The sequence below is a fragment of the Candidatus Eisenbacteria bacterium genome (assembly GCA_016867495.1).
Classification (GTDB): Bacteria; Eisenbacteria; RBG-16-71-46; order CAIMUX01; family VGJL01; genus VGJL01.
In genome coordinates this window covers 1-24,284 of the sequence record VGJL01000015.1, presented here as the reverse complement: position 1 = coordinate 24,284, position 24,284 = coordinate 1, and the positions used below count along the sequence as shown (strand labels likewise).

Here is a 24,284-nt window from a genome sequence, read left to right as displayed (position 1 = left end):
CTTACACGGCCTTCACGGGCACTCCACGTCCGGATGGAACGGGCGAGGACCCCAACAGCACGTGTCCGCCCGCGCGCTGATTGCGCGCCCTTCTCCGGTTCGCAGATCCCAGCGAGCCTCCATGGTCGTCTCCTCGCTGGCATCCGTCAGCGAGACCGCGGCGATGGAATCGGCAAGGGTGTAGAGAAGCTGATCCCCCTCCATGTTTCCGCCGGGTTCCACATTCTCGAATCCGATCTGCTGCCCGCCGTTCGGTTCCTCCGGAAGCGACCAGTCGCAGCGCACGAGCTCGCGCGAAGTCTCCGGCGACGCCGGGTCGAAATAGTGCCAGACGCCGGCGCGCGCCCGGGTGTCACAAGTGCCTTCGAACCAGAGGAAGCGATCGAGTTCGAGCTGTGTGCCGCTCACCCTCATCGACCATCGCACGTTAGTGGCATCGATGAGCTGCCCCATCAGCTCGGCCGTCCAGGCCTGGGAGCCTTGCCCCCCTGAAGCGGTCCATGTCCACGTGTTGTTCCCGATGTAGACGGAAGGGGAAAGCAGGCAGGCGTCGATCGCGGCTATTGGAACGGCCAGACGGACCGCTACGTTGAGATTGACCCAGGCCACTACCAGAGCCGAGAGGGCGTGACAAACGCCCTGCGGACTCCTGTAGTCCGCCTGTTGATCGAGATCCTCCAGATTTGGAGTCATGGATTCGACAGACAGTCTGGCGTACGGGAAGGGAGTGTTCGGATCCGGCTCGATCACCTTCTTCTCCTCATCGTCCGAACATGTCAGCACGCATAGGGGCAGGGCGGACATGGCGAGTATCAGGGCCAACGTTCGAGAGCGGCGCAGCCTCATGGCAACCTCCTTCGGGGCCTCGCGAGCGCGGACGATTCCGCGCGGGCGGGATGATCCGCCGGCGCGAGCCTCGTGCGGATGCAATCCGACCACGATCCGACCGGGATGTCAACCGCAGGGGATGAGGCTGGGGATGAGGCTGGAATCGAGGCTGGGATTGAGGCGGCGAAAGCAGATGCCTCGCGCCCATTCCGCGTATCGCGGCGTCCCGCCGGCGCCCCTACTCCAGTCGCCTCATCGTTGCTATCATTCGGGCCGGATTGTCCTTGAAGGGATCCTGTTCCCGAGGAGGTCGCATGACGTCGAGAGATGAACACCGCGAGCAGACGAAGGTCATCCACGCCGGCCCGGAGCCGGACCCCCAATACGGCGCGGTATCCGTTCCGATCTACCAGTCCTCGACGTTCTCTTTCGAGAACGCCGATCAGGGAGCGGCCAGGTTCGCGGGAACCGATGCCGGCTTCAAGTACACGCGCCTGGGGAATCCGACGATCCGCGCCCTCGAGCAATGCGTGGCCGAGCTCGAAGGCGGCCGCGCCGGACTTGCGACCTCGAGCGGGATGGCTGCGATCTCGACCACCCTCCTCACCCTCTTGAACTCCGGAGATCACTTGATCGGCACCGACGCCGTCTACGGAGCGACGCGCGTCCTCGCGGAGAACCACCTCTCGAGATTCGGCATCGAATCCTCCTGGATCCAGACGGAGAAGATCGATCTGGTGCGGGCGGCCGTGCGTCCGAACACGAAGCTCATCTACATCGAGAGCCCCGCGAATCCCACGATCAAGATCACCGACCTGGAGGCATGCGCCGGGATCGCCCGGGAGATCGGTGCGGCATTCGTTGTGGACAACACATTCTCTTCCCCCGTGCTCCAGAAGCCCTTCCGCCTCGGGGCCGACGTCGTGCTCCACAGCATGACGAAGTACCTGAACGGCCACAGCGACGTGGTCGCGGGCATGATCGTGAGCCGGGAGGTGTCGCTGCACGCCCGGCTCGCCTCCACCCTCCAGAACTTCGGCGGCACGCCCGACCCGCATCAGGCCTGGCTCGTCCTGCGAGGGATCCGCACGCTGGGGCTGCGCATCGAAAGGGCGCAGGCGACCGCGGGCAGGCTCGCCGCATGGCTGCAGGGGCACCCAAAGATTGCCTGGGTCTCCTATCCCGGCCTTCCCTCTCACCCGCAGCACGAGCTGATGAAGCGCCAGATGGCCGGGCCCGGAGCGATGATCTCCTTTGGCGCGCGCGGCGGCTACGAGCAGGCGAAGACCCTCATCGACTCGATGCGCCTTGCGATCCTGGCTGTGTCCCTCGGCGGCCTCGAGACGTTGGTCGAGCATCCGGCCTCAATGACGCACGCCGGCGTCCCCCGACAGAAGCGGGAGGAGGCCAGCATCACCGACGATCTCGTGCGCGTCTCCGTCGGCTGCGAGGCATATGAGGACCTTCAGGCCGACTTTGAGCAGGCATTCGACAGGATCCGGTAGGCGTCGGTAGGACGCGTTCAGAAGGGCACGTTCGGTAGGCAATCGGGCTCGGCAGTCAGTCGGGTTCGGCAACCGGCGTGATCCGCAGCGTGATCCGGGTCCGCAAGCGTGATCCGGGTCCTCGACTTCACGATCGAATTCCCCTACAATCTACGCGGATCAGATTGTGCTTGAGACGCGCAGTCGCCGCCGCGAACCGCGCAGACGCAGATGGATCTCCGAGGCCCCGCGCCGCGAACGTGAAACAAGCGGGGCGGAGCGCAACAAGGGGGGTGGATCATGAAGGCCGTCGTCCCGATCCTCATGTCTCTCGCTCTCGCCACCGCCGCAGCGGCGCAGACGCCGACATTGCTCTGGTCCTTCCAGGGGAACGGAAGCATCGAGTGCATCGCCGCCATACCCGACATCGACGGGGACGGCGGCGTGGACGTCGTCTTCGAGGGGTATGGCAACGGACCCTCCGGCGTCGAGCACGTCTTCGCGATTCGCGGCCGATCCTCCGGCATCGGCGAGGTCATCTGGTCTGCGAGGCCGATCGGAGGGGCCAGCAGCGGCGGCGGCGACGGGGACAACTGCCTGCGCATCGGAGCCGACCTGAACGGCGATCTGTTCCCCGACGTGCTCCTCGGAACCGCATGGGGCGGGCGGACTGCCTACGCCCTGAACGGCATCTCAGGCGCCACGCTCTGGGGATTCGACACCTATGTCCAGAGCCCCCCCAGCCCGCCGTCCTCCGGATGGGTCTACGCCATCGACAACCTGGGAACCGACCTGACGGCAGACGGCGTCCCGGAGGTCGTCTTCTGCACGGGCAGCTACAACGACCGGATCTACGGCGTGAACGGCGCCACGGGGAGCTATCTCTGGAACTACTGGGGGAACGACGCCTTCTTCGATGTCCGCTCCTGCCAGGACATCAACTACGACGGCGTCCGGGATGTCGTCGCGGCTCTGGGAGACGACGCCGTGGCCAAGCAGGTCGTCGCCCGCGAGGGGAGTTGCGGCTGCCCGCTATGGAGCCGCCCCATCAATGGCACGATCTGGAATCTGACGTTCGTCGGCGACGTCAACGGCGACGGCATCAGCGAGATCGTCCCCGCTAGCTGGGGGAACACGCTCAACTGCATCAACGGGCGCACCGGCGCGATCATCTGGAGCGTGCCCGCCAGCGGCCAGCAGCGGGTCGTCGCGCTCGACGACGTTAACGGGGACGGCTTCGGCGACGTCGCCGTCGGATACAACACGACGTCCGCCTGCGCGGCCTACAGCGGAATCAACGGCGCTCTCATCTGGTCGCGGCCGACAAGCGACTGGGTCTGGGCCGTCGATCGCATCGGGGACTGCACGGACGATGACATCAACGATGTCGTCGCGGGCGACTTCGACGGCTGGGTCTATCTCCTCGACGGCGTCGATGGGACTGTGGTCTGGAGCTGGCGCAATCCGACCACGGACAAGATCATGACCATCCGCGGAGTCCCGGACCTCAATGGCAACGGCGCGCCGGACGTCGTCGCCGGCACGCAGCTCTTGACGAACGGAACCGGCGGCGACGTCTACGCGCTGGAGGGCAACGAGGATCCGCTGCATGCGCCGGATGCTGAGATCGCGGGATCGCGCGGCCTCACCCCGACCTTCCCGAACCCGTTCACCGCCTCGGCGAGCTGGAGTCTCCGGCCGGACCGCTCCGGGAACGCGCGCGTCCTTGTCTTCGGGTCCGATGGCCGGCTCATTCGCGAGGTCGCTCGCAGGGACCTCGCCGCTGGAGAGCAGATCCCCCTGATCTGGGACGGCCGCGACGGATCGGGCGCCTTGGCGACGGCGGGCATATATCACTTGCGGGTCCTGCTCGACGGGCGCCCCTATTCGCAGCGCCGGGCCGTCCTGGTCCGGTAGCGCGGAAACTCAGGCGGGAAGCCGATCCCGCCGCGACATCCGCGCCCGATAATCGGTGGAAGCCGGGAGCCGGCCTTCGCTACATTGCGCCCATGAGCCTACTGCCGCCGGTCAAGGAGATGGAGCGCGCCTATCTATCGCGCGATGCGTCCTACGACGGTCTCTTCTTTCTCGGGGTGCGCACGACCGGCATCTTCTGCCGGCCGACCTGCCCGGCGCGGAAGCCCAAGCCGGCGAATGTGGAGTACTTCCCCTCCGCGCGAGAGGCCATGATCGCGGGGTTTCGCCCCTGCAAGAGATGCCGCCCCACTCATGCCGGCGACGAGCCCGCCTGGGCCAGGGGCCTTCTCGATGAGCTCGACCACTCTCCCACCGCCCGCATCACGGACGCGGACCTCCGCGAACGCGGGATCGATCCGACCACGGCGCGGAGACACTTCCAGAGGAGATTCGGCATGACATTCCAAGCCTACGCCCGCTCGATGCGACTTGGCGGGGCCCTTGCGCAGATCCGCGAGGGCGCGGAGATCGACGATGTCGTCTTCGAGAGCGGATACGAGTCTCACAGCGGCTTTCGGGACGCGTTCGTCCGGGTCTTCGGCCGAGCCCCCGGGGCCAGCCGCGGACAGGAGTCGATCTCTCTCTCCTGGATCAAGAGCCCCCTGGGCCCGCTCGTAGCCGGCGCCACATCGGCAGCGCTCTGCTTTCTCGAGTTTACCGACCGCCGCATGCTCGAGGGGCAGCTAGCGGCGCTCCGGAAGCGCTTCGGCCATCCGGCCCTCCCGCGCAGAACCCCCCTCCTCGAGAGACTCGACGAGGAGCTGCGCCTCTATTTCCTGGGGAAGCTCAAGCGATTCTCCGTGCCCTTGGCCTATCCCGGAACCCCCTTCCAAGAGAGGGTCTGGCGGGAGCTTCTGCGAATTCCCTACGGCGAGACCCGCTCCTATGAGGAAATCGCCGTCGCGCTTGGCTCGCCGGATGCGCAGCGCGCCGTCGGGCGGGCGAACGGGCTCAATCGGATCGCGATCGTCATTCCGTGCCACCGGGTAGTCAACAAGGACGGCGGCCTCGGGGGGTATGGCGGCGGCCTCCGGCGGAAGCAGTATCTCCTCGATCTCGAGACGCGGGGCGCGCAGGCCAGGCTCGACCTGCCCTGAGAGGGCGAGGGAGCCCGCGATCCGCCCGCAACCCCCGGAGGGGTCGATCCGTAGAGTGGCTCGTCAGCGCCGCGCGGAGGGCCTCTGGGGCCCGCCCGGCGCCAGGAGGTGCTCCATGAGTCGGAAGAGCCTCGTTGCCGCGGCAGCCCTTTGCTGCCTTCTCGCGCACGGCATGGCCGGCGCCGAGTCCCGGTCGAAGTGGCTGCACGTGAAGGTCGTGGAGACGGGCGAAGATGGGGAGACCGTCCGCATAAACCTTCCCATCAAGCTTGTCGCCGCCGTTCTGCCGGCCATAGACGATTCCGACTTCCGCAAGGGGATCGTCCGCGTGGACAGCTTGAGAAAGAGCAATGTCGACCTGCGTGCCCTGCTCCGGGCCGTCCGCGAGGCTGAGAACGGCGAGTACGTCTCCATTGATGGCGTCGACGAACGTGTTCGGATCAGAAAGGACGATGGAGTCCTCTACATCGACACGGAGGAGCTCGGGGACGACTCCGAGAAGGTGCGGGTGCGACTGCGCATGGACGTCCTGGAAGCGCTCCTGTCCGGCGAGGAGGACGAGTTGAACATCCTCGCCGCGGTCCAGGCTCTGGACGAAAGGGACGAGGGGGACCTGATCACCGTCCATAGCGAGGATGAAACCGTCCGCATCTGGATCGATTCCCGCGATAGCAGCGACTGAAGGGAGAGATCAAGATCATGTCTCTGACGCGTCACGAGAAGCGGGTCCTGATCGCCGCGAGCATCATTGTCGGCCTTGCCCTCTCATCGGTCGTCGCCGTGGCGGTCCTGATCCATCAATCCGGCACGATCGTCATCAATGTGAAAGAGACGGGACCGTCCGGAGACGACGTCTCGATCCGCATCCCGGGGATCTTCGCTCGCGTGGCCCTTCGGTTCATGCCGGATGAGCTCTTCCGCGAGGTGGCACGAAGCTCCGACTCGTGCCTGCCGCTGATGGAGGCGATCGCGGGGGGGCTGCGAGATCTCCCCGACTGCGACCTCGTCGATGTCGCCTCCAGATCGGAGCGTGTGACGGTTTCAAAGAAGATCGGGCATCTTGTCGTAGCGGTCGACTCGCGGGACGAAGAGGCCTATATCTCGCTGCCGCTGTCCATCGTTTCGTCCTTCGCGGGAAGAATCGAACGCGCCGGGCGGAAGCAGGGCCTGGTGTCGCGCCGTGGCCCGCGCCGCGAGCCCAGCTAGGCGAAGGAAACCGTCGGGGTCCGTGCTCTTCGCGCCGCGCCTGTTCGCTTCCCGGATCCGGTCGAGCGCCTCTAGCCCTCAGCCATGGCGAGCAACGCCTGCTTGAGCTTCGGGTGCCGGATCACGGCCCGCGCGTAGGCCGCCTCGCCTGTCGCGCCCTTCGCCCTCATGATCCGAGCGAGATCGCGCTTCTCTCGCGCCGTCCACGCGCCGAGTCCCGGCAGCAAGGAGGCCAGAGGGCTGAGCCGCAGGAACGCCTCCCGCTCGGACTCGGGCCACGATGACGGGCTCCCGGCGCCCAGCAGGCGAGCGACCCGCGCCGCGCACGCGGACTCGGCCCCGGCGAGATCCCCGCGGAACCGCTCCTCGATCAAGCGGCTCACCGCCAGGCCGATCTCCGTCAACGGGATCTCCCCGGAGGCGGAAGGAGGCTCCCGATCCAGGCGCATGATCACGTGCGAGCGAGCCAGGCGGCGCAGCATCGGCCGCGCGGTTCTGGCCCCGCGGACGCGCCTGATCCTCTCCGCCTCCTGCTCGGCGAGGGTGGCGACCTTCGCGTCGATGGGACGGAAGCCGAGCTTGTAGTAGAACCAGAACGATCCGGCTTCGAGCCCTTCGTCGTTCTCGTGGCCGAGCTGGTAGCGCTCGATGAAGAACGATCTCGGGCCGAACTGGTGATGGAAGATGCGCGCGAACTGCTCGAAGACGAAGGAAGACTCGCCCTGGCGGAAGGTCGGAAAGACGTTCACGGCGATCTCGACCCGATCGAAGAGGAGCGCGCCCAGCGCGTACCCGATCGGGATCCCGTTCTTGCAGACGAAGGCCGCGTAGTCCGACTCGATGGGCAGCCTACGGCGCGGCGACATTCCGATCAGGACGAAGGTCACGCCGCGCCCGATGCCGACTTCGTAGACCTCCCCCGGATTCGCCAGGGCCAGGGGATAGAGCTCCCGATCGCGGACGGAGAGGGCGCAGCGGGCGAGGTCGATCCAGAGACGGGCCCGTCCTCGAGGGACCGGACGAAGCGGGTCGAGGGGGCGGCGGATCTCCCGCCTCAGGTCGCCCGCCCTGCCGCGCAGCGCGCTCTTGTGGTAGTAGAAAGGCTGCCCCTGCATCCGGGCCAGCGTCCGCGAGGCCCGGCTTTCCCCAAGGTCCCACCGGACGGGAACGTTCATCGAGTTGTAGAGGGTCTCCTGAACCTCAGCCGGAAGCCCCGATCCGCGCAGCCGGCGGATCAGCCGGCGCAGGGAACCGGCCTTGCTCCGTCCCGCCGAGCGTTCGAACCACTCGTGCGTCCCCAGGAGCTCGTCATCGAGGGCGGCGGTCTCCACCCACCCTGAGAGCGGCGGCAGAATTGTGGAGAGGTTGTCTTCCTCCCGCCCATCGTACTCGTCCCAGTCGATGTCGACCGCGTCGCCGAATCGATCGACGAGCCAGGAGGCCATCGGGAGGTCGAACGGGTAGTGGTAGATCGTCCCGGCGATGCCGGTGTCGACCAGGTCGTCCTTCATGGGAGCGACTCTTCGCGCGAAGAGCCGGAGCTCATTCCCGGCCGCCTCGAGTACAGAGCGATCATCCGGGAACGCGCGGATGAAACAGAGGGCTTCGTGATACTCGACGAGGGCCGCGGGGTCCTCCACCGACGCTCGTGCGGCTCTCTGAAGGATGGTCCGCTTCCTTCGCGCGGCAGCGGGCCCGAATCGAACCTTGAGATCCTGAAGATCTGCCAGCCACGACATCAGCCTCGCCTCCTCGTCACTTCTTCCCCTTCCCCGGCTCGGGCAGATCCTCCTCTATGCCCGCGATCTTCCGCGCGTGGCGGACCCACTCCTCCAGAGGCGTCTTGACGCGGACCGTCATCTTGGCGGCCTGGGGAGACCCGCCCCCGTGCATGCAGCCTGGAACCCCGGGCCCCACGGTGAGCCACTCGCTCAGCCGCGCGGCCCGCGCCCTCGTCTCTCCGGAGCAGGCCGGCGTCTGGAGGTACTTGCGGATCAGCTCGCCGTAGTTCGGATCATCGAGATCCTTGGAGGACGGAAGGCAACCCGTCTCCACGATCCCCCCGCCGATCTCCTGGCAGAGGCGGCGCGTCTCCTGGGGCAGGGTCGCGACGTGGACCTTGTTCACGTTCGCCGTGAGGGGATCGGCGAACCAGACGCCGGAGGGGTGCCGCTTGCCCAGGGCGATCGACCCGACGCCGACCGCGAATGTGGTCTCGTTGTTGACCTGCATCTGGACGAGCTTGTCCATGAAGGCCTTGGCCGAGAGGCCGTTCGCGCGGGCCATCAAGGTCGCGGCGCCTACCATGACATCCCCTTGTCCGGCGACGCAGGCTCCGATGCAGGCGCGGTAGTTGCCCGTGAAGAACTCGATGATGCGCCCGGCGTAGTTGAACTCGCCGTTCAGAAAGACCCGTTCGATCGGAACGCGCACATCCTGGAAGATCAGGTAGGACTGCGTGATCCCCGTCTCCGTCGGGGCGTCGATCCCGTCCTCCTGCTCACGCGTATCGCTTGGACGGCGCGCCTCGACGATCGTGAGCCCCTCGGCGTCCCGCGGGATGGCGAACGAGATCGCGTAATCCTGATCCGCCTCGCCGCAGAAGCTCCCCGGCAGGACGATGATCTCGTTCGAGGCGGCGACGCCGCAGATCATCACCTTGGCCCCCCGAACGACGATCCCCTCGGGAGTGGAGGCGACGCGGCGGAGGTAGGAGTCGGGATCCGGCTGCTGCGACGGCGGGAGGCTGCGGTCTCCCTTCGGGTCGGTGAGCGCCCCGGCGGCCACCCACCCGTTCTGCTGGGCGGAGAGGATCCACTTCTTGATGCGCTCGTGGTAGTCGGTCCCCTTCTCCGCGTCGATCTCGTGCGTCGCCGCCCAGAGGACGTTCATCGCGTTCCATCCGACGCAGAGTCCGCCCGTGCAGGATCCGGTCCGGTGGTACATCTCTCGCTTGACCCGCATGTTCGCCACCAGGTCCTCCATCGACTCGATCAGCGAGTTGTGCCGGTGGATCGGCTCGCCGGTGAGGGAGGACTTCGTCGTGAAGAATGGGGCCGTCGTGGCATCGTGGGCCGCGTCGAAACCGCGCGCATGGCTCTCGACGGTCCGGCGGGTGGCCGGATGGGTCGTGACATCGGCGATCTCCTCGCCGAACTTGTAGACGTTGGGACGGAGCCTCCGAAGGGAAGCGATGTAGTCCTCTCGTGTCTTCAGCGACATTCGCCCTCTCCTTTCCGAGATGCGCCCTTCGAGGAACGCGCCCGTTTCATCTCTCGACCGTGTTGTCGATCGCCCTTGCGAGCTTATCAAGATCGATGCCTGATCGACACCCCCGGGACGGCGCACTTGGGGCGCGGCCGTCCTGACGGGGGGCGCCCGCGGGTCGGACGCAGAAGGCGGGAGATCCGCTGATGGGATAGGATTCCCAGGGCAGTCCTGGCCGGCCCGCGACGATCGCGCTCAGGGAGGATCTCGAGCGATGCGGTTTCCACCTGACCTGCCGAGGAACCGACGATTCGACGTGGTCGGACTCGGCGGAAACGCGGCTGATCACATTCTGACTCTTCCGGTCCACCCGGCGCCGGGAGGAAAGACGAAATTCTCCGGCTACTCCCGACAGGGAGGAGGCCGGACGGCGACCGCGATGGTCGCGGTCGTCCGCCTCGGCCACACGGCCCGCTATCTCGGCGGGGTCGGAGACGACTCCGAGGGGACTGCCAACCTCGCCGGCCTACAAGACGAGGGCGTGGATGTGAGCGGCGTCCGCGTCCGGCCGGGCGCCCTGACCCAGCGGGCGTTCATCCTGGTCCACGAGCCCACGGGCGAGCGGACGATCCTCTGGGGACGCGGCCCCGAGATCCCTCTCCGGGCCGAGGAGATCTCGGACGAAGAGATCGCCTGCGGCCGCCTCTTCTACACCGACGCGCAGGATCCCCGAGCCGCCGCGCGGGCGGCCGATCCCGCCCGCGCCGCGGGCATGCCGGTCCTCGTCGACATAGAGGATGTGCGCCCCGGTATGGATCTGCTCCTCCCGAAGATCGACTTTCTGATTGTCTCGGCCTCCTTCCCCGAGACGGCGACGGGCTCGAGGAATCCGGCAGAAGCGACTCGAATCCTGGAGGAGAGAACGGAAGGCGGCCTGGTCGTCGTCACGCGGGGAGCCGGCGGCGCCGTCGCCCGGATCGACGGACGCCTCGAGGAGTTCCCGGCCTACGCGGTGGAGGCGCGTGACACTACGGGCGCGGGAGACGTCTTCCACGGCGCCTTCGCGGTCGCCTGCCTGCGCGGATTGGACCTGCAGGATGCGATCGACTTCAGCAACGCAGCGGCGGCGATGAAATGCCGCCGCATCGGCGGGCGGGAAGGGATCCCGAGAAGCCTCGAGGAGATCGAGCGATTCCGAAGGGAGACGCCTCATCGGGCGAAGGCGGACGCTGAGGGAAACAGAGCCCCGTGACGCGCGGCGCGTGCCTCCGACGAGATCCCGGAGGGCGCGATGCGGCCCCTTGTCCCAGCGACCTCGCTCCTGGTAGTGTGAGACGTTGTGAGCGGCGCGGTCCGACGGGGCGGATCACCCGACGGACCGTTTTTCAATTGTGGGCGGGGCCGGCGGGAGCAAGCGGCGCCGAGCGGAAGGCAAGAACATCCATGCGATCCGATCCGATCTCAGCGCCCGGCGGCGCCACACGAAAGCCAGCCCAATGGGCGGATCTCCACCTGAAGAAGGCCGATCTCCACCTTCACTCGAGCCACTCCTTCGACGTTCTCGACCTCCCGGCCCTCTCTCCGCGAGCCCTGTATGACAAGGCCGTCAAGAGGGGGATGGGGTTCTTCACGCTGACCGACCACGACACGATGCGTGGAGTCGAGGAGCTGAAGCGGGACCTGGCCGTTGAGTACGGAGAGAGCCCGCCGATCCCCTTGATCGCGGGCATCGAGATCAAGGTCCGCGATCCGCGCATCGGACACACGGTCCATGTCAACGTCCTGGGGCTCGATCAGGCGCAGATGATCGAGCTGGCGCGGCGGCGGAGGTCGATCGATCGGTTCACCGCGTTCTGCCGGCGCGAGGGTCTCTTCCACGCCTACAACCATCCGTTCTGGTTCGAGCGGGGCGAGCGCGGCGACCTCTCCACGATCGAGGATCTCATCGGGCTGTTTCCCGTCATCGAGCTGAACGCGGGACGGATCCCGCAACTCAACGGGCGCACCTCCCGACTCGCGCAGAAGCTGGGCAAGAGCGTGATCGCCGCCTCCGACTCGCACACGGGGCGCGTGGGGCGCGCCTATTCCGTGGCGCCGGGCACGACGCCGCAAGAGTTCCTGGGAAGCATCCTCGCCGGAGTCTGCCGGGCCGTCCCCGAACACCTGACGCCCAGAGGACTCGTGCAGGAGGTCGACGAGACGGTCGACCTCGTCCTGGCCCGAAGGAGCCCGTTCACGCCGAAAGCCTCCTTCCTCAGGACGCGCCCGCTCGCCCGCCGGATCGCCGAGCTGGTCCTGGGAAGCGAGCTTCTGATGGCCTCGCCCGGATCGAGGAGAGCCATGAAGGGCACGATGAGGTTGATGGCCTTCGCCCCGGCTTACGCGTGCGTTCTTCAGCAACGAACGATGCACTGGCGGCTGGGCGAGATGGACCGCTGACCGTCCCGAGCGGATGCGGGGTCGGCGCATCGGATTGCGCCCCTACAGAAGTCTCTCCTTCCGGTACCACTCGAGAGCGGATCGCACGGCCTCGCGCAGCGATGAGCGCGGAACGCCGAGCTCCACCCTGGCGAGAGAGTCGTCCGTCTCCGGCGTGTTGCGCAGCATTCTCAGTCCGTGCATCGGAAAGAGCGGCCACTCTTTCTTCCCGCGCAGGGCCAGCCACTCGCTCAAGAGAGCCACGGGTTCGGCCGCGAAGGTCGGAACGGGAAGAAACGGCGGCCGTCTGCCCGCTTCCTCCGCCACCATCCCGAGGAAACCCCGCAGGGAATGAGACTCGCCGCCCACGATGTAGCGCTGCCCCGTGCGTCCCCGCAGCGCGGCCAGGACGTGTGCCTCTCCCACGTCCCGCGCCGCCACGGCGTCGATCCGGCCGCGAAGATAGAAGGGCATCTTTCCCCGCGCGACGGGGATGAGAAGGCGGCCCGTCGTCAGATGCGCGTCCCGGGCTCCCACGACCAGAGTCGGATTGACGATCACCGCGGGCAGCCCCTCGTTCGCCGAGCGCGCGACGACAGCCTCGAGAAGATGCTTGCACTCGAAGTAGGGCGAGGGATGCGGGGCGAGGTCATAGCGGTCGGCCTCCGTCGCGAGCCGGCGCCGCGGACTCCCGGGCTCCGTGCCGCGCGGGAGACCGATAGTCGTCACGCTGCTCGTGTAGACCACCCTCTTCAGTCCCGGCAGGCGGCGACACTCCTCAAGGCTGGGATGCTGGGACGCGTTCAGACGGCCCTCCTCCGCCAGCTTGAGAAGCTCAGGATCCCTCACGCTCGCGCGTATCTCTTCCCGGCGCTCCGGCTGCACGCGAGCGACATGGACCGCCATCTCCGCCTGCTCGATCGCGACCCGCCTTGAGTGCGGCACCCGATTGCCCAGAAGCTCGGAGGGCGCGAGGTCCCGGCAGATGTCGAGGAGAGTCTCCATCTCCGTCACGGCCCGGCGGATCATCCTCCCCATCCCGAGATGCCTCGTCGGATAAGGCCCGGCGGCGTGAAAGAGAAGGTCCATGCCATCGAGCGCGGCGCGGAGGGAGGCGGCGTCCTCCAGGGAGCCGGCGAGCATCTCCAACGGGGAGAGGCCATCAAGCGCGGGCGCCCTCTTCGCCTGTCCCGCTCTGCTCAGAATCCGAACGGAGCATCCCCTCTCGAGAAGGGACGCCACGATGTGGGAGCCGATGAGGCCCGTGCCTCCGAGCACGAGGGCGCGCAGTCCGCGTAGCTCCCCGGCCACCGGATTCAGCTCTTCTTCGAAGTGATCGCGTGGAAGATCGAGATCTTCTGCTGGACCTTCGATGATGAGCATTTCGGGCACTTCGGCCTCCGACGATCGTGCTCCTTGATCGTCATGGAGACCGAGAAGCTCTTTCCGCACTCCTTGCACCGATAGTCGTAGGTCGGCATGCGACACCTCCATCAGCTCCGGCAGAGGCGATTATCGCTCGACCGTCCGGGGCTGGAAAGGGGGGATGGGAGGAGCGTGCCGGCTGCCCGCCCCATGCGCGTCCCCGCCGCGCGCGCCCGCTGAAGAGTCCGGCGGCCCGATCCGACGCGCCTTCTTCCCGCCGTTGGCCTTGGCCCCGCCGACTCGCAGGGGTAGACTTCCCTCTTGTTCGTGCGATCCGGCGTCCCCGCCGAGCGAAGGGAGCAAACGATGGCAAGGAGAATCACTCCTCAGGACCTATACCAGATCCAGCAACCCACGGAGTGCCGCCTGTCGCCGGACGGCCAGGAGATCGCGGTCACCGTCAGCAGATCGGACAAGGAGACGCTCAAGGCCCAGAGCCATCTGTGGATGGTGCCCGCCCGCGGCGGGGAGCCGCGACAGTTCACGCGCGGGAAGGACAACGAGACGTCCCCTCGTTTCTCGCCCGACGGCAAGACCCTGGCGTTCCTCTCAACGCGATCCGGGAAGACGGAGATCTGGACGATCCCGACCGACGGAGGCGAGGCGAGCCAACTCACCAGGCTGGCAGGGAGCGTGACCGATTTCGTCTTCTCCCCGAACGGCAAGAAGATCGCCCTGACTTTCGTCCCACAGGACGAAGAGGCGAAGGACCGCGAGGAGAAGAAGAAGCGCGGCCTGCCGGGCCAGGAGACTCCGAAGGTCCGAAGCTTCGAGCGAATCGTCTTCAAGCTCGACGGCCTGGGCTTCATGCCCAAGGGGCGCTCGCACATCTGGGTCGTGGATGCCAAGACGGGACGCGGCAAGCCCATCACGTCCGACGACCGCTATGACGAGACCCAGCCCGTGTTCTCTCCTGATGGGAAGTGGATCTTCTTCGGCAGCAATCGAGCCGAGGATCCGGACATCGATTTCATGCGCGAGGACATCTGGCGAGTCCCGGGGAAGGGCGGACCGATCGAGAAGGTGAGGACGTTCGCCGGTCCCTCGAGCAGTTTCTCGTTGAGTCCCGATGGACGCTGGATCGCGTTCCTCGGCCGCGAGGACCCGGACGCGTCATGGGACTTGGGGCACACGAAGCTCTGGCTGGCCCCCACCAGGGGCGGCAGGCCGGTCGAGCTGACCGCCCATCTGGACCGAAGCTGCCGCGCCACGACGCTGAGCGACACCTACGGCCTCGGCGAGACGAAGCCGCCGATCTGGTCTCCCGACAGCCAGTGGATCCACTTCCTGATCAGCAACGAGGGGAACACCGAGGTCTGGCGCGTGCATGTCCGCGAACGGAGGCCGGTCCCGGTGATCGCCCGCCGCGGCGCGGTGATCGATTACGACATCGACTTCGGCTCGGGCTACGTCTACGCGGCGCTCTCGGATCCCCGTTCCCCCGGCGAGCTCTATGTCTTCTCGGTGCGCGAATCCCAGGTCGCGCGCCACATGACCACATGGAACGCCTGGCTTGAGAAGAAGACGATCGCCATGCCCGAAGAGTTCTGGTTCAGGGGCAAGGGGCGCCATCGCCTCCAGGGGTGGGCGCTCCCCGGACGCGCCGCGGCAGGGAGAAGAAGCGGCGCCAAGAGACCGGCGGTCCTCTACATCCACGGCGGCCCCGGAATGCAATACGGAAGGGTCTACTTCCACGAGTTCCAGTGTCTGGCGGCCCGCGGGTACACGGTCCTCTACTCGAACCCCCGCGGAGGGACCGGATACGGAGCGAAACACCTCGCGGCGATCCACAACAATTGGGGCTCGGTCGACTACTCCGATCTCATGCTCTTCGTCGATGAGGCGCTGCGCCGCTATCCGGCGATCGACCGGCGCCGGCTGGGAGTCGCCGGCGGAAGCTACGGAGGGTACATGACGAACTGGATCATCGGGCATACGGACCGCTTCGCCGCGGCGGTGACCCAGCGCAGCATCTCGAACCTCATGAGCTTCAGCGGGTCGAGCGACTTCGGATTCGCCTGGTCGAGAGTGTTCGGCGGCAGGCAGGCCTGGCAGGATCCAGCGAACTACCTGAGGATGTCCCCGATCTCCTACGCCGATTCCGTCCGCACGCCGACCCTGATCGAGCATCAGGAGAACGACCAGCGCTGCCCCGTCGAGCAGGCGGAGCAATGGTACGCGGCCCTCAAAGTCCGAAAGGTGCCGGTCTGCCTCCATCGATACCCCGAGGAGTCCCACGGGATGAGCCGGGGGGGGCGCCCCGATCGCAGGATCGAGCGTCTCGAGAGGATTGCGGACTGGTTCGACCGCTGGCTCGGGGCCCGGAAGCGGGGAAGGTAGGCCTGCGGTGGCAGAAGAGGACGATCCTGGACAGAAGCAAACGCCCCCGGACGGAGCGGGGCGAACATCGAGAGGATGCGCAAGCTTGGAGCTTGCCGTGGACCCAGGCCCTTCCTTTGTGGGAACGTTGAGCTGGTTCGCGTGTTTCCACAGAAGAGATCGTCGACCAACCGGAAAGGAGCGGCTCTTGAGCAAGTCCTCCCCATTGCTGCTGTCGCAGAAGACCCCGTCGAGCCTCGGAGCGTTGATCCCTCTCATCCTGCTGCTCGCGGCTCTTCTTGTCCCTTCGGGAATCTCGCGGGCCCAGAGCGAGACCTGGCTCTGCCCTGTCTGCCAGACTGAGCGGATCGAGCGCCCCGAGGGCGCCGACAGCCTCGCCTGTCCGACGTGCGAGCTGACTTTGGGACACGATGATCTGCGCTGGCAGACGGCATATGTGAGCGTCCGGACCCGGCCGACGCAGGTGACCTGGGAGCTGATTCCCGAGTGCGGGAGCTTCCGGACCGAGGCCATCCTGGTCTTCGATCAGGGGAAGCCGCTCTGGATACCGTGGAGCGCCGTCATGTACTACATCCCGCGCCAGAGGATCTGCCGGCTCACTTCCGGGAGGGAGTTCGGCACGCCCTACTCAAAGGGGCCCGACTGCCCGAAGCCGCCGCTCATCCAGGCCACAATCGCGGACAGCGTCGGGGACTTCATGAAGGGAAGGTCGATCCAGCTCACTCCCAAGGAAGATCAACTCTCGGAGATCTACCTCTGCGCCCGCAGCTCCGCGGCCCTCGACTCGGCCCGAGCCCGATTCATCGCCGAGGTCGAGGGAGGCAAGCACCCGCGTCTCCCTCGCAGCCAGCCGGTCGCCCGCAACGTCGCTGTTCCGACCGTCCCTCCATCCGCGATGAACGACTCTCTCGACGTGATCATGGAGGCGCGGGTCGACGAGGTCGGCCGCCTTCTCAAGGTGAACCGTCTGAAGGGGAGCGGGAATCAGGATGTCGACCGAGCGGCCCTCCTGGCGGTCTACCGGACCTCGATGTCGCCCGGAGGAGAGATGGGCGTCGGCGTGCCCTGCTCGATGGTTTTCCACTTCGTGTTCAATCGAGGGACGGCGACAACAGACGTGAAGCCATCGGTTCCGCCGATGTGGCGGGAGTGGGTCGAGCCGCCCGCGCGGTAGATCGTCTCCCGCGCGCGAGGCTCTAGCCTAACTTCGCCAGTTCGTGGTGCTGCCGGATTTTTTTTCAGTCGGTTTGGCGGTGTAAGTTCTTTGATTTCAATTCACCGACTCCAGAAACGCCATGTAGTGCCAACCTACCCTCTTGCAAGGAGTTCCTCCGGCTTGCGATAAACACGGCGAAGGGAGTCCGTCTTGTATCTTCGGCATTCGACAGTTCGCAAGGACGGCAAGCGGCACGTCTACTGGCGTCTGGTCCGTTCCGTGCGGCGCAACGGCAAGGTTGTCCAGGAGACGGTGGCGCAGCTGGGGGAGCTGGATGCTCAGGGACGCGCGAAGGCGCGTGCGCTGGCTCGGACGATCACGGGTCGCGGCGACCAGCGCGAGCTTTTCGAGGATGGCGGCAGAGACGAGGCGCCGGTCCCGGTTCGTCTGAACAAGATCCGTCTGGAGAGAGGCCGCGCCTTCGGTGACGTGTGGTTGGGGTGGACGCTGTGGCGGGCCCTTCGGCTGGAGGAGATCTGTGCGGGGCTCTTACCGGAAGGGCGGGAAGCGATCCCGTGGTCTGCGATGGCCGAGGTGCTGGTGATCGCCCGGTTGTGCGAGCCGTCAAGCGAGCTGCACATTGCGGAGGATTGGTACCGGAAGACGGCTCTCGAGGACTTGCTGGGGTTGCCGGCTGAGAAGCTCGACGATCATCGGCTCTACCGGGCTCTGGATCATCTGCTGCCGCACAAGAGGGCGATCGAGCAACACCTCGTGCAGCGACTCGGGGAGCTCTTCGGAGTCGAGTACGACCTGCTGCTTTACGATGTGACGAGCACATACTTCGAGGGGTTGGCCGAGGCGAACCCTCTGGCGCAGCGCGGCTACAGCCGCGATCACCGTCCCGATTGCAAGCAGGTCTGCATCGCTCTGGTCGTCACGCGCGAGGGGATCCCCCTGGGTTACGAGGCCTTTCCCGGCAATCGCGTTGATGTCACGACCGTCGAGGAGATCGTGGCGGCGATGGAGTCGCGCTACGGCCTGGCGCAGAGGATCTGGGTCATGGACCGCGGGATGACCAGTGCCGAGAATATCGCCTGGCTCCAGCAGAGCGGCCGGCGCTACCTCATCGGGACTCACCGAGGAGACGTCAAGAAGTGGAGCCGCCAGATCGCCGAGGCCCGCGACTGGACGACGGTGCGTGAGGGGATCGAGGTCAAGCTCTGCCCCGGCCCCGATGGATCGGAGACCTTTCTTCTGTGCCGCTCAGCGGAGCGCCGCGAGAAAGAGCGGGCGATGCACGAGCGCTTCATCGCCGGCATCGATGCCGGGCTCGACTCCTTGGCGCGCCGCATCGAGCGCGCCCGAAGCCCTCTCGATCGGGAGATGATCGGACGCCAGATCGGCCGGTTGTTGGAGAGAAACTCCCGAGCCGCCGGCCGCAACCAGATCCGTTTGCTCAAAGATTCTTCGCGCTCTTCCAAGCTTCGACTTGCCTGGACCGTGCACGCCGAGTGGGAGGAATGGGCTCGCTCCAGCGAGGGCTGCTACATCCTGCGCACCAATATCAGTGACTGGACTCCCGAGACGCTCTGGTCGACCTACATCCAGCTGACCGACGCCGAGGCTGCTTTCCGTATCCACAAGAGCGATCTCTCGCTTCGTCCCATCTGGCACCAGAAGCCCGAGCGCGTGCAGGCACACATCCTCGTCTGCTTCCTCGCCTATGTGCTCTGGAAGACACTGGAGCAATGGCAGTGCCGCGCCGGGCTCGGTAAAGCCCTCGCACGATTCTCGATGAACTCGCTCGTATCCAAAGCACAGACGTCGTCGTCCCCCTCGCTGACTCCTCCGGGCGCGAGCTGCGCATCCGCTGCGTCGTGCGACCCGAGAAAGCTCAGGCGGTCCTGCTGGACCGCCTGGGTTTGAGATTGCCGGAGCGACTGAAGATCCCGCCGACACTCAGCAGAATGTAGTGCCAACTTGAGCCCGTAAGTCGTTGCAAAACCTCAAAACGACCCCTCGAACTGGCGAAGTTGGGCTGGAGGAGATTGCGTTAGGAGCCGTCCCAACCTCACCGCGGAGGAGGCGGTTTCGCCTCCACGCGCGTGCTCCGGTGTCGCCCGACGGCTAGCTCCACGAGACGCGTGATCAGGTCGCGATAAGTGACGCCGGATGCGCGCCACAGCATCGGGTACATGCTGATCGGCGTGAAGCCGGGAATCGTGTTCACCTCGTTGAAGTAGATCGCTCCCGTTTCCCGCTCGAGCAGGAAGTCGGCGCGGGCCATCCCCGACAGATCGAGCGCACGGAACGCTGCGATCGCGTGGCCGCGGATCCGGTCGGCGATCTCGCGCGGAATGTCGGCGGGGATGACGACGCGGCTCGCCTCCTCGTAGTACTTGTCGCGGTAGTCGTAGAACTCCCGCGAGGGGATGATCTCCCCCACGACCGATGCCTCGGGCTCGTCGTTCCCGAGAAGACCCACTTCCATCTCGCGCCCGTCGATTCCCTGCTCGACGATCAGGCGATAGTCATAGCGGCCGGCTTCGCGCACCGCATCGTCGAGATCCGACGGCCGCCCGACCTTCGTTATTCCCACCGACGAGCCTGCCCCGGAGGGCTTCACGAAGACCGGGGGCTGGAGCTTGCCCCATATGGCATCGCGGATCGCGGCTGACTTGCCTGCCCATTCCTCGCGCGTGAATCCCACGAACGAAGGAACCGGAATCCCTTCCGACGCCGCGATCCGCTTCATCGAAACCTTGTCCATCCCGAGAGCGCTGCCCAGGATCCCCGCCCCCACGCATGGCAGATCGGCGAGGCGGGCGAGGCCCTGCACGCTCCCATCCTCTCCACCCTGCCCGTGCAGGGCCGGGAAGAGCGCATCGATCCGCTCCGGATCCGCCCGTCGATCCTCGACCGACACCAGAGAGGCCCGGTCGGCGCCGCTCAGGATCACTTCCTGCCGCTTCAGGTCGGCGATGTCCTGCTCGGTCGCAAGACGCCCCGCGAGAAGGGCGAGCGGCCCACTGCCGGCCAGCCTGAGCCATCGCCCCTCGCGGGAGATGTAGATGGGCACGACGTCGATCCTCGTGGGATCCGCCTCCTTCGCGATCGACGCCGCCGTCGTGATGGAGATCTCGTGCTCTGGCGACCGCCCTCCGAAGAGGAGCCCTATGCGGTACCTTGTCGCCGCGGCGGGGACCATGCTCAGCCCTTCGGCCCCCACTCTTCCTTGCATGTGACGCCGAGGGACTCGAGCTCCGCCAGGACCGGGAGATAGACCTCCGAGTGGGTCGGGGCATGCACCCCCGGACGCGCGATCTTCCCCTCGAGGATGAGCTTCGTTCCGATCGCCGCGGGAAGACTGACGGTGCGGGACATCGCCGAATCGCCATTCGGGATTCCGAAGTCCAGCAGGGTCGATGTGATCCTCTGCGCCTTTCCTCCGGGGTACTCCGCGGTGAACTCGTGGAAGAGGACGATCATGTCCCGCTCGCCCGGCTCGTAGCTCAGCTTCTCGATGAGCCGCGCGCAGAGGATGTCCATCGCGTTGTCCTTGCCCGGCGCGACAGGCACGCTCCCGAACAGCCCCAGCCACGCGAGCCGCGAGATGATATCGGAATCGACCGGCACGCCGCAGAAGGCCGCCGTCTCGCTCTTGACGTCGGCGCCCTTGCTCCTGATGAGCTTCGCGGTGAGCGCGCCGTAGGTGAGGCCGGCGGGATCGAGCTTCGCCTCGCTCAGGTATCCCATGTCGGCGATCTTCTTCCAGGCGCGGCACCATCCCTCATTGCGGAGCGTGCCACGGAACATCGTCCGCGTCCCCTGGACTCCGTAGACCTCGATGTACGGGAACGAGTCGCGATTGGGGTAGCCCTCGAAGACCGCCACACCGGGGACATCGACCTTCCAGTGATGGTCGAACAGCTCCGGGCCGGGGATGTCGACGCGCTTGCCGTCATCGAGGAAGTGGGCCTCGTTGCGCCCGGCCATCACCACTCCCCTGGGGCTCCATGAGAACTTGTATCCGAACGGATTCGTGTTGGCCTCCGGCGCGGGCAGTCCGCCGCAGTAGGACTTGAACCCCGTGATGGCGCCTCCGCCTTTCTTGACCTCGTCGATGATCTTCATCGCGGACATGTGATCGATCCCCGGATCGAGGCCCAGCTCGTTCATGAAGACGAGTCCGGCCGCCTTCGCCTGCCCGTCAAGCTCCCGCATCGCCGCGCTGATATAGGAGGTCGTCATGAGATGCTTCTTGTGCTTCAGGCAGATCTTCGCGATGGAGACGTGGTAGGTATAGGGAACGAGGCTCACCACGAGATCCGCGTCACGGATCATCTTCTCGAGACCCTCGCTGTCGTCGACCAGCAGAGAGGTCGCCACGCCGCGCGGATGCCCGGAGATGAGATCCTGGGCCTTGCTCACGGTCCGTGTGGCCACGATGACCTGGTAATCCGGGAGGTCGAGCAGATAGCGGACCAACGGCTTCGCGACGAGCCCCGCGCCGAGCACTAGCACCTTCTTCATCGGGAGGTCTCCTTTCCGGACAGGTGTCCCTTCAAGTAGCCAAAGGCGGGGGCAAGCTCCCCGTGATATGCGATCACGGCCCTCTGGATCTCATCCGGCAGGCCGTCGGCTTCGAACGGCTTCGACAGGTCCGCGTGAGTGATCGACTCCACGAAGGGCAGGAGCACCTTGCTGAAGAACTCCGAGGCCTCGCGCGGCAGCTCGCATGGGAGATTGTCGATCGACATCACTACAGGCCCCCGCCCCTCAACTCCATCCGCGATCTTGTTCTCCGCCGGCAGGTAGACGAAGGTCGGATGGTCGGGCGTTGTCTCCTTCACGGTGAACTCGACTCCGCCATCGATATCGCAACTGATGTCTCCGATCACGCGCAGCATCGGCGGCTCCTTGCCGCCGTAGAGTCTCCTGGCGTCTTCGCGGGTGATGACCCTGGGGTAGCGTTTGTCCCAGTAGGCAGCGTTCACCAGTACGCTCAATCTCGGCAGATAACGCGCGAAGATCCCCCTGTAACGCTCCGGCCTCGCGTAGTAATCGTACAGCTCGAAGACGCCGCCCGGCTCCACAGGCTCCACCATGTCCTCTTCCTTGAAGAGGACTCTGTAGATCTTGCGATTCGAGAGCCCCGAGAGATCCAAGGCGGTGAGATCGCGCGGCGCTATGGTCTCGAGCGGCAAGCAGTCGAGCACATCGAGAACTCCAGTCCCGACATGGCCGTACCCGACGACCCCTATGACGAGCGGGGAGATCGCGGCGGGGAGTCCATCTCTTTCGATCCTGCTCCCGACCTCGCCGATCGCTTCCTTCGCTTCCACGAAGGTCGAGTAGGCGTGAGCCATCCGGATCGCCGAGAAGGGGGATGGCAGCCCTTCGGTTTCGAGGCGTCGCCCAAGCGCGTGGAGGGTATCGATCGTCCCGGCGTGTCCGGCCTGGGTTCCGAAGAAGATCAGGCGCTTGCCGTCGTTGTCCGTCACCTTCTCATAGTCGATGAGACTGCACTTGAGATCGAGCAGTCTCTGCAGCATCGGCATGTTGTGCTTCTGCCCCTTCACGACGTGGGAGAAGAAGACGTAGGCCTTCTTCTCCTCGATCAGCCCGGTTGGAATCTCCTTGACGGCGAAGACGACGCGGCAGGGCGAGAGCGACTCCTGCACGACCGCGCCCGCGCGGGCGTACTCTTCGTCGCTGAAGACCCGAATGCGGGAGGGCTGGACGATGACGCGAATGCCCTCGTTCACGAGGGTCCGGACATCGCTGGGGATCAGAGGCGTCCTCCTCTCCCAGTCGTTCTTGTCTTCTCTGCGGATGCCGATGACGCTTTCCATGCCCCTTGCCCGCCTTCCCGCGGGCGCCTTGCGCGCCCGTGCCCGTTCGATGGCCAGAAGCTCAATGAAACCACATGCGGCGAATGCGGGTCAACACGGCGGCGGCGGCGGGAAGGGACCGCGGCGGCCGCAAACGGCCAAGATGGCATCGGACCGTCGCCTACGCGCCCGGGAGGAGCAGGCCGTCACGCCTGCGCGACGAACGGGAATGGGCAGCCGGGTCGGGGAAGTTCCAAAGGGGGCAACAAGTGGAGATGGTTCTCGGAGAGCGGCTCCGCTCGCTCAGGGCGGATCCGCATCTTGTCGGGCATGAAGCGGAACATGACCTCGTCGTGAGGGTCATGGCTCAGATGGGGATGAATCTCCGCGAAGCTCGGAACACGCTCGCCAATGACATCGAAGAGAACGAGGCGGCGACCATCGACCCGGCAGAGGACGACCGCGTCCAGATCGGGAATGTGGTAGGCGTCTCCTCTGAGCCCGTACAGCGCGTGGAACATGAGGAGCTTCGGATTGAGCGTGCCAAGCAAGTCGGACACAGGGCTCCTCGCGCGGGCGAGCTCGTAGAGCATCCGGAGATCCTGATCGAGATCGAGGTCGAGCCGGCGCGGGGTCCGCTTCGATGGACGGCATTCTACGGACACGACCTCCGCGCGCTCATCCGCCGGCCTGAAGCCGCAGACCCCGTAGAACACAAGCGCCGCTTCGGTCGCGAAGAGGAAGAAGCCGTCGTGCGTCGTCTTGCCCCGTTCGATGGCTCGCAGCGTCAACCACTTCCCCAAGCCCCGCCGTCTGTGGGAGAAAAGCGTTCCGACGCCGGAGAACTGGGCCAGTCGGCGTCTCTTGCCGCCGATCACCATCTCCATCGTGTAGAGACAGACGCTGGAGACGATTCGCTTTCCATCGAAGAGGGAGTAGGGAACGTACAGGTCGTCCCAGAAGCCTCGTCGTTCCCACAGGGACAGATCGAGGCCGTGGATCGCGAGCAGGAAGGTCTTGAACTCCTCCTTGGCCTCGCGATCGTCCCAGTAATGGGAGCGAAACCGCAGGCCCTCAGGACCTACTTCGTCGTTCACTTCGGGTCACTTCGAGCCCCGTCGCATCAACATCGTCGAGCCGTTCAACCCCATGAAGAGAAGGATCTCCGGTTCCGTCAAGGCCCCGCCTTCGTCCCTACGCCTGCTTCGGCATGAAGAAGAGGTGCCGAAGCTCTCCCTCTTGTTCCGGATCCCGCGCGAAGGCGTTGAAGTTCAACGCCCAGCTTGAGCCGTCAACGAGTGCCCGGGAC

The 24,284-nt window shown here is 66.0% G+C and carries 19 protein-coding genes; 10 read left to right on the top strand and 9 right to left on the bottom strand.

What is annotated here, in order from left to right; genetic code table 11:
* Positions 1 to 12: 12 nt before the first annotated feature.
* Positions 13 to 846, bottom strand: coding sequence for a hypothetical protein (locus FJY88_03610; protein MBM3286427.1), 834 nt, complete (start codon positions 844 to 846; stop codon positions 13 to 15).
* A 296-nt stretch (positions 847 to 1,142) separates the two neighbouring features.
* Between FJY88_03610 and FJY88_03605 the strand changes: the two genes are divergently transcribed.
* The 5 genes from FJY88_03605 (at position 1,143) to FJY88_03585 (ending at position 6,592) form a co-directional block, all read left to right on the top strand.
* Entirely contained in the window at positions 1,143 to 2,333 is a 1,191-nt protein-coding gene (locus FJY88_03605; GenBank protein MBM3286426.1) for a PLP-dependent transferase, read from the top strand.
* 279 nt (positions 2,334 to 2,612) lie between these two features.
* A complete protein-coding gene (locus FJY88_03600; GenBank protein MBM3286425.1) occupies positions 2,613 to 4,229 on the top strand; it encodes a hypothetical protein in 1,617 nt (538 codons plus the stop codon).
* A gap of 92 nt (positions 4,230 to 4,321) precedes the next feature.
* Positions 4,322 to 5,386 (top strand): methylated-DNA--[protein]-cysteine S-methyltransferase, encoded by a 1,065-nt coding sequence (locus FJY88_03595; GenBank protein MBM3286424.1) that lies wholly within the window; start codon positions 4,322 to 4,324, stop codon positions 5,384 to 5,386.
* Between the two features lie 115 nt (positions 5,387 to 5,501).
* On the top strand, positions 5,502 to 6,068 hold the full coding sequence (locus tag FJY88_03590) for a hypothetical protein (protein MBM3286423.1): 567 nt from the start codon (positions 5,502 to 5,504) through the stop codon (positions 6,066 to 6,068).
* 17 nt (positions 6,069 to 6,085) lie between these two features.
* The gene (locus FJY88_03585; protein ID MBM3286422.1) at positions 6,086 to 6,592 is read left to right on the top strand and encodes a hypothetical protein; all 507 of its coding nucleotides are present in this window, start codon (positions 6,086 to 6,088) and stop codon (positions 6,590 to 6,592) included.
* A 71-nt stretch (positions 6,593 to 6,663) separates the two neighbouring features.
* On the opposite strand, the gene FJY88_03580 is transcribed toward FJY88_03585, so the two are convergent.
* Both FJY88_03580 and FJY88_03575 read right to left on the bottom strand, forming a co-directional pair.
* Entirely contained in the window at positions 6,664 to 8,331 is a 1,668-nt protein-coding gene (locus tag FJY88_03580) for a hypothetical protein (GenBank protein ID MBM3286421.1), read from the bottom strand.
* 16 nt (positions 8,332 to 8,347) lie between these two features.
* On the bottom strand, positions 8,348 to 9,814 hold the full coding sequence (locus FJY88_03575; protein MBM3286420.1) for a 4-hydroxyphenylacetate 3-hydroxylase: 1,467 nt from the start codon (positions 9,812 to 9,814) through the stop codon (positions 8,348 to 8,350).
* 259 nt (positions 9,815 to 10,073) lie between these two features.
* Between FJY88_03575 and FJY88_03570 the strand changes: the two genes are divergently transcribed.
* Positions 10,074 to 11,051, top strand: a complete 978-nt coding sequence (locus FJY88_03570) for a ribokinase (protein MBM3286419.1) — start codon at positions 10,074 to 10,076, stop codon at positions 11,049 to 11,051.
* Positions 11,052 to 11,242: 191 nt separating this feature from the next.
* Positions 11,243 to 12,238 (top strand): PHP domain-containing protein, encoded by a 996-nt coding sequence (locus FJY88_03565; protein MBM3286418.1) that lies wholly within the window; start codon positions 11,243 to 11,245, stop codon positions 12,236 to 12,238.
* 42 nt (positions 12,239 to 12,280) lie between these two features.
* Here FJY88_03565 and FJY88_03560 read toward each other — a convergent pair whose 3' ends face one another.
* Both FJY88_03560 and FJY88_03555 read right to left on the bottom strand, forming a co-directional pair.
* Positions 12,281 to 13,600, bottom strand: coding sequence for an NAD-dependent epimerase/dehydratase family protein (locus FJY88_03560; GenBank protein MBM3286417.1), 1,320 nt, complete (start codon positions 13,598 to 13,600; stop codon positions 12,281 to 12,283).
* Positions 13,534 to 13,698: a zinc ribbon domain-containing protein gene (locus tag FJY88_03555; protein ID MBM3286416.1), complete on the bottom strand. Its 165-nt coding sequence runs from the start codon at positions 13,696 to 13,698 to the stop codon at positions 13,534 to 13,536. Before FJY88_03555 ends, FJY88_03560 begins: the two co-directional genes overlap by 67 nt.
* A gap of 250 nt (positions 13,699 to 13,948) precedes the next feature.
* Here FJY88_03555 and FJY88_03550 point away from each other — a divergent pair, with 250 nt between their 5' ends.
* From FJY88_03550 to FJY88_03540, 3 genes are all read left to right on the top strand, one after another.
* Positions 13,949 to 15,982 carry a S9 family peptidase gene (locus tag FJY88_03550; protein ID MBM3286415.1) on the top strand — a complete coding sequence of 678 codons (2,034 nt, stop codon included), beginning with the start codon at positions 13,949 to 13,951 and terminating at the stop codon, positions 15,980 to 15,982.
* A 187-nt stretch (positions 15,983 to 16,169) separates the two neighbouring features.
* Entirely contained in the window at positions 16,170 to 17,156 is a 987-nt protein-coding gene (locus FJY88_03545; GenBank protein ID MBM3286414.1) for an energy transducer TonB, read from the top strand.
* Between the two features lie 192 nt (positions 17,157 to 17,348).
* The gene (locus FJY88_03540) at positions 17,349 to 19,067 is read left to right on the top strand and encodes an IS1634 family transposase (GenBank protein ID MBM3286413.1); all 1,719 of its coding nucleotides are present in this window, start codon (positions 17,349 to 17,351) and stop codon (positions 19,065 to 19,067) included.
* A gap of 145 nt (positions 19,068 to 19,212) precedes the next feature.
* Here the strand turns inward: FJY88_03540 and FJY88_03535 are convergent, their stop codons facing one another.
* From FJY88_03535 to FJY88_03520, 4 genes are all read right to left on the bottom strand, one after another.
* Positions 19,213 to 20,349, bottom strand: coding sequence for a D-alanine--D-alanine ligase (locus FJY88_03535; GenBank protein ID MBM3286412.1), 1,137 nt, complete (start codon positions 20,347 to 20,349; stop codon positions 19,213 to 19,215).
* Positions 20,350 to 20,351: 2 nt separating this feature from the next.
* Positions 20,352 to 21,674 carry a saccharopine dehydrogenase gene (locus FJY88_03530; GenBank protein MBM3286411.1) on the bottom strand — a complete coding sequence of 441 codons (1,323 nt, stop codon included), beginning with the start codon at positions 21,672 to 21,674 and terminating at the stop codon, positions 20,352 to 20,354.
* Complete coding sequence (locus tag FJY88_03525) at positions 21,671 to 22,996, bottom strand: hypothetical protein (protein MBM3286410.1); 1,326 nt, start codon at positions 22,994 to 22,996, stop codon at positions 21,671 to 21,673. Before FJY88_03525 ends, FJY88_03530 begins: the two co-directional genes overlap by 4 nt.
* A 185-nt stretch (positions 22,997 to 23,181) precedes the next feature.
* On the bottom strand, positions 23,182 to 24,072 hold the full coding sequence (locus tag FJY88_03520) for a GNAT family N-acetyltransferase (protein MBM3286409.1): 891 nt from the start codon (positions 24,070 to 24,072) through the stop codon (positions 23,182 to 23,184).
* Positions 24,073 to 24,284 lie beyond the last annotated feature (212 nt).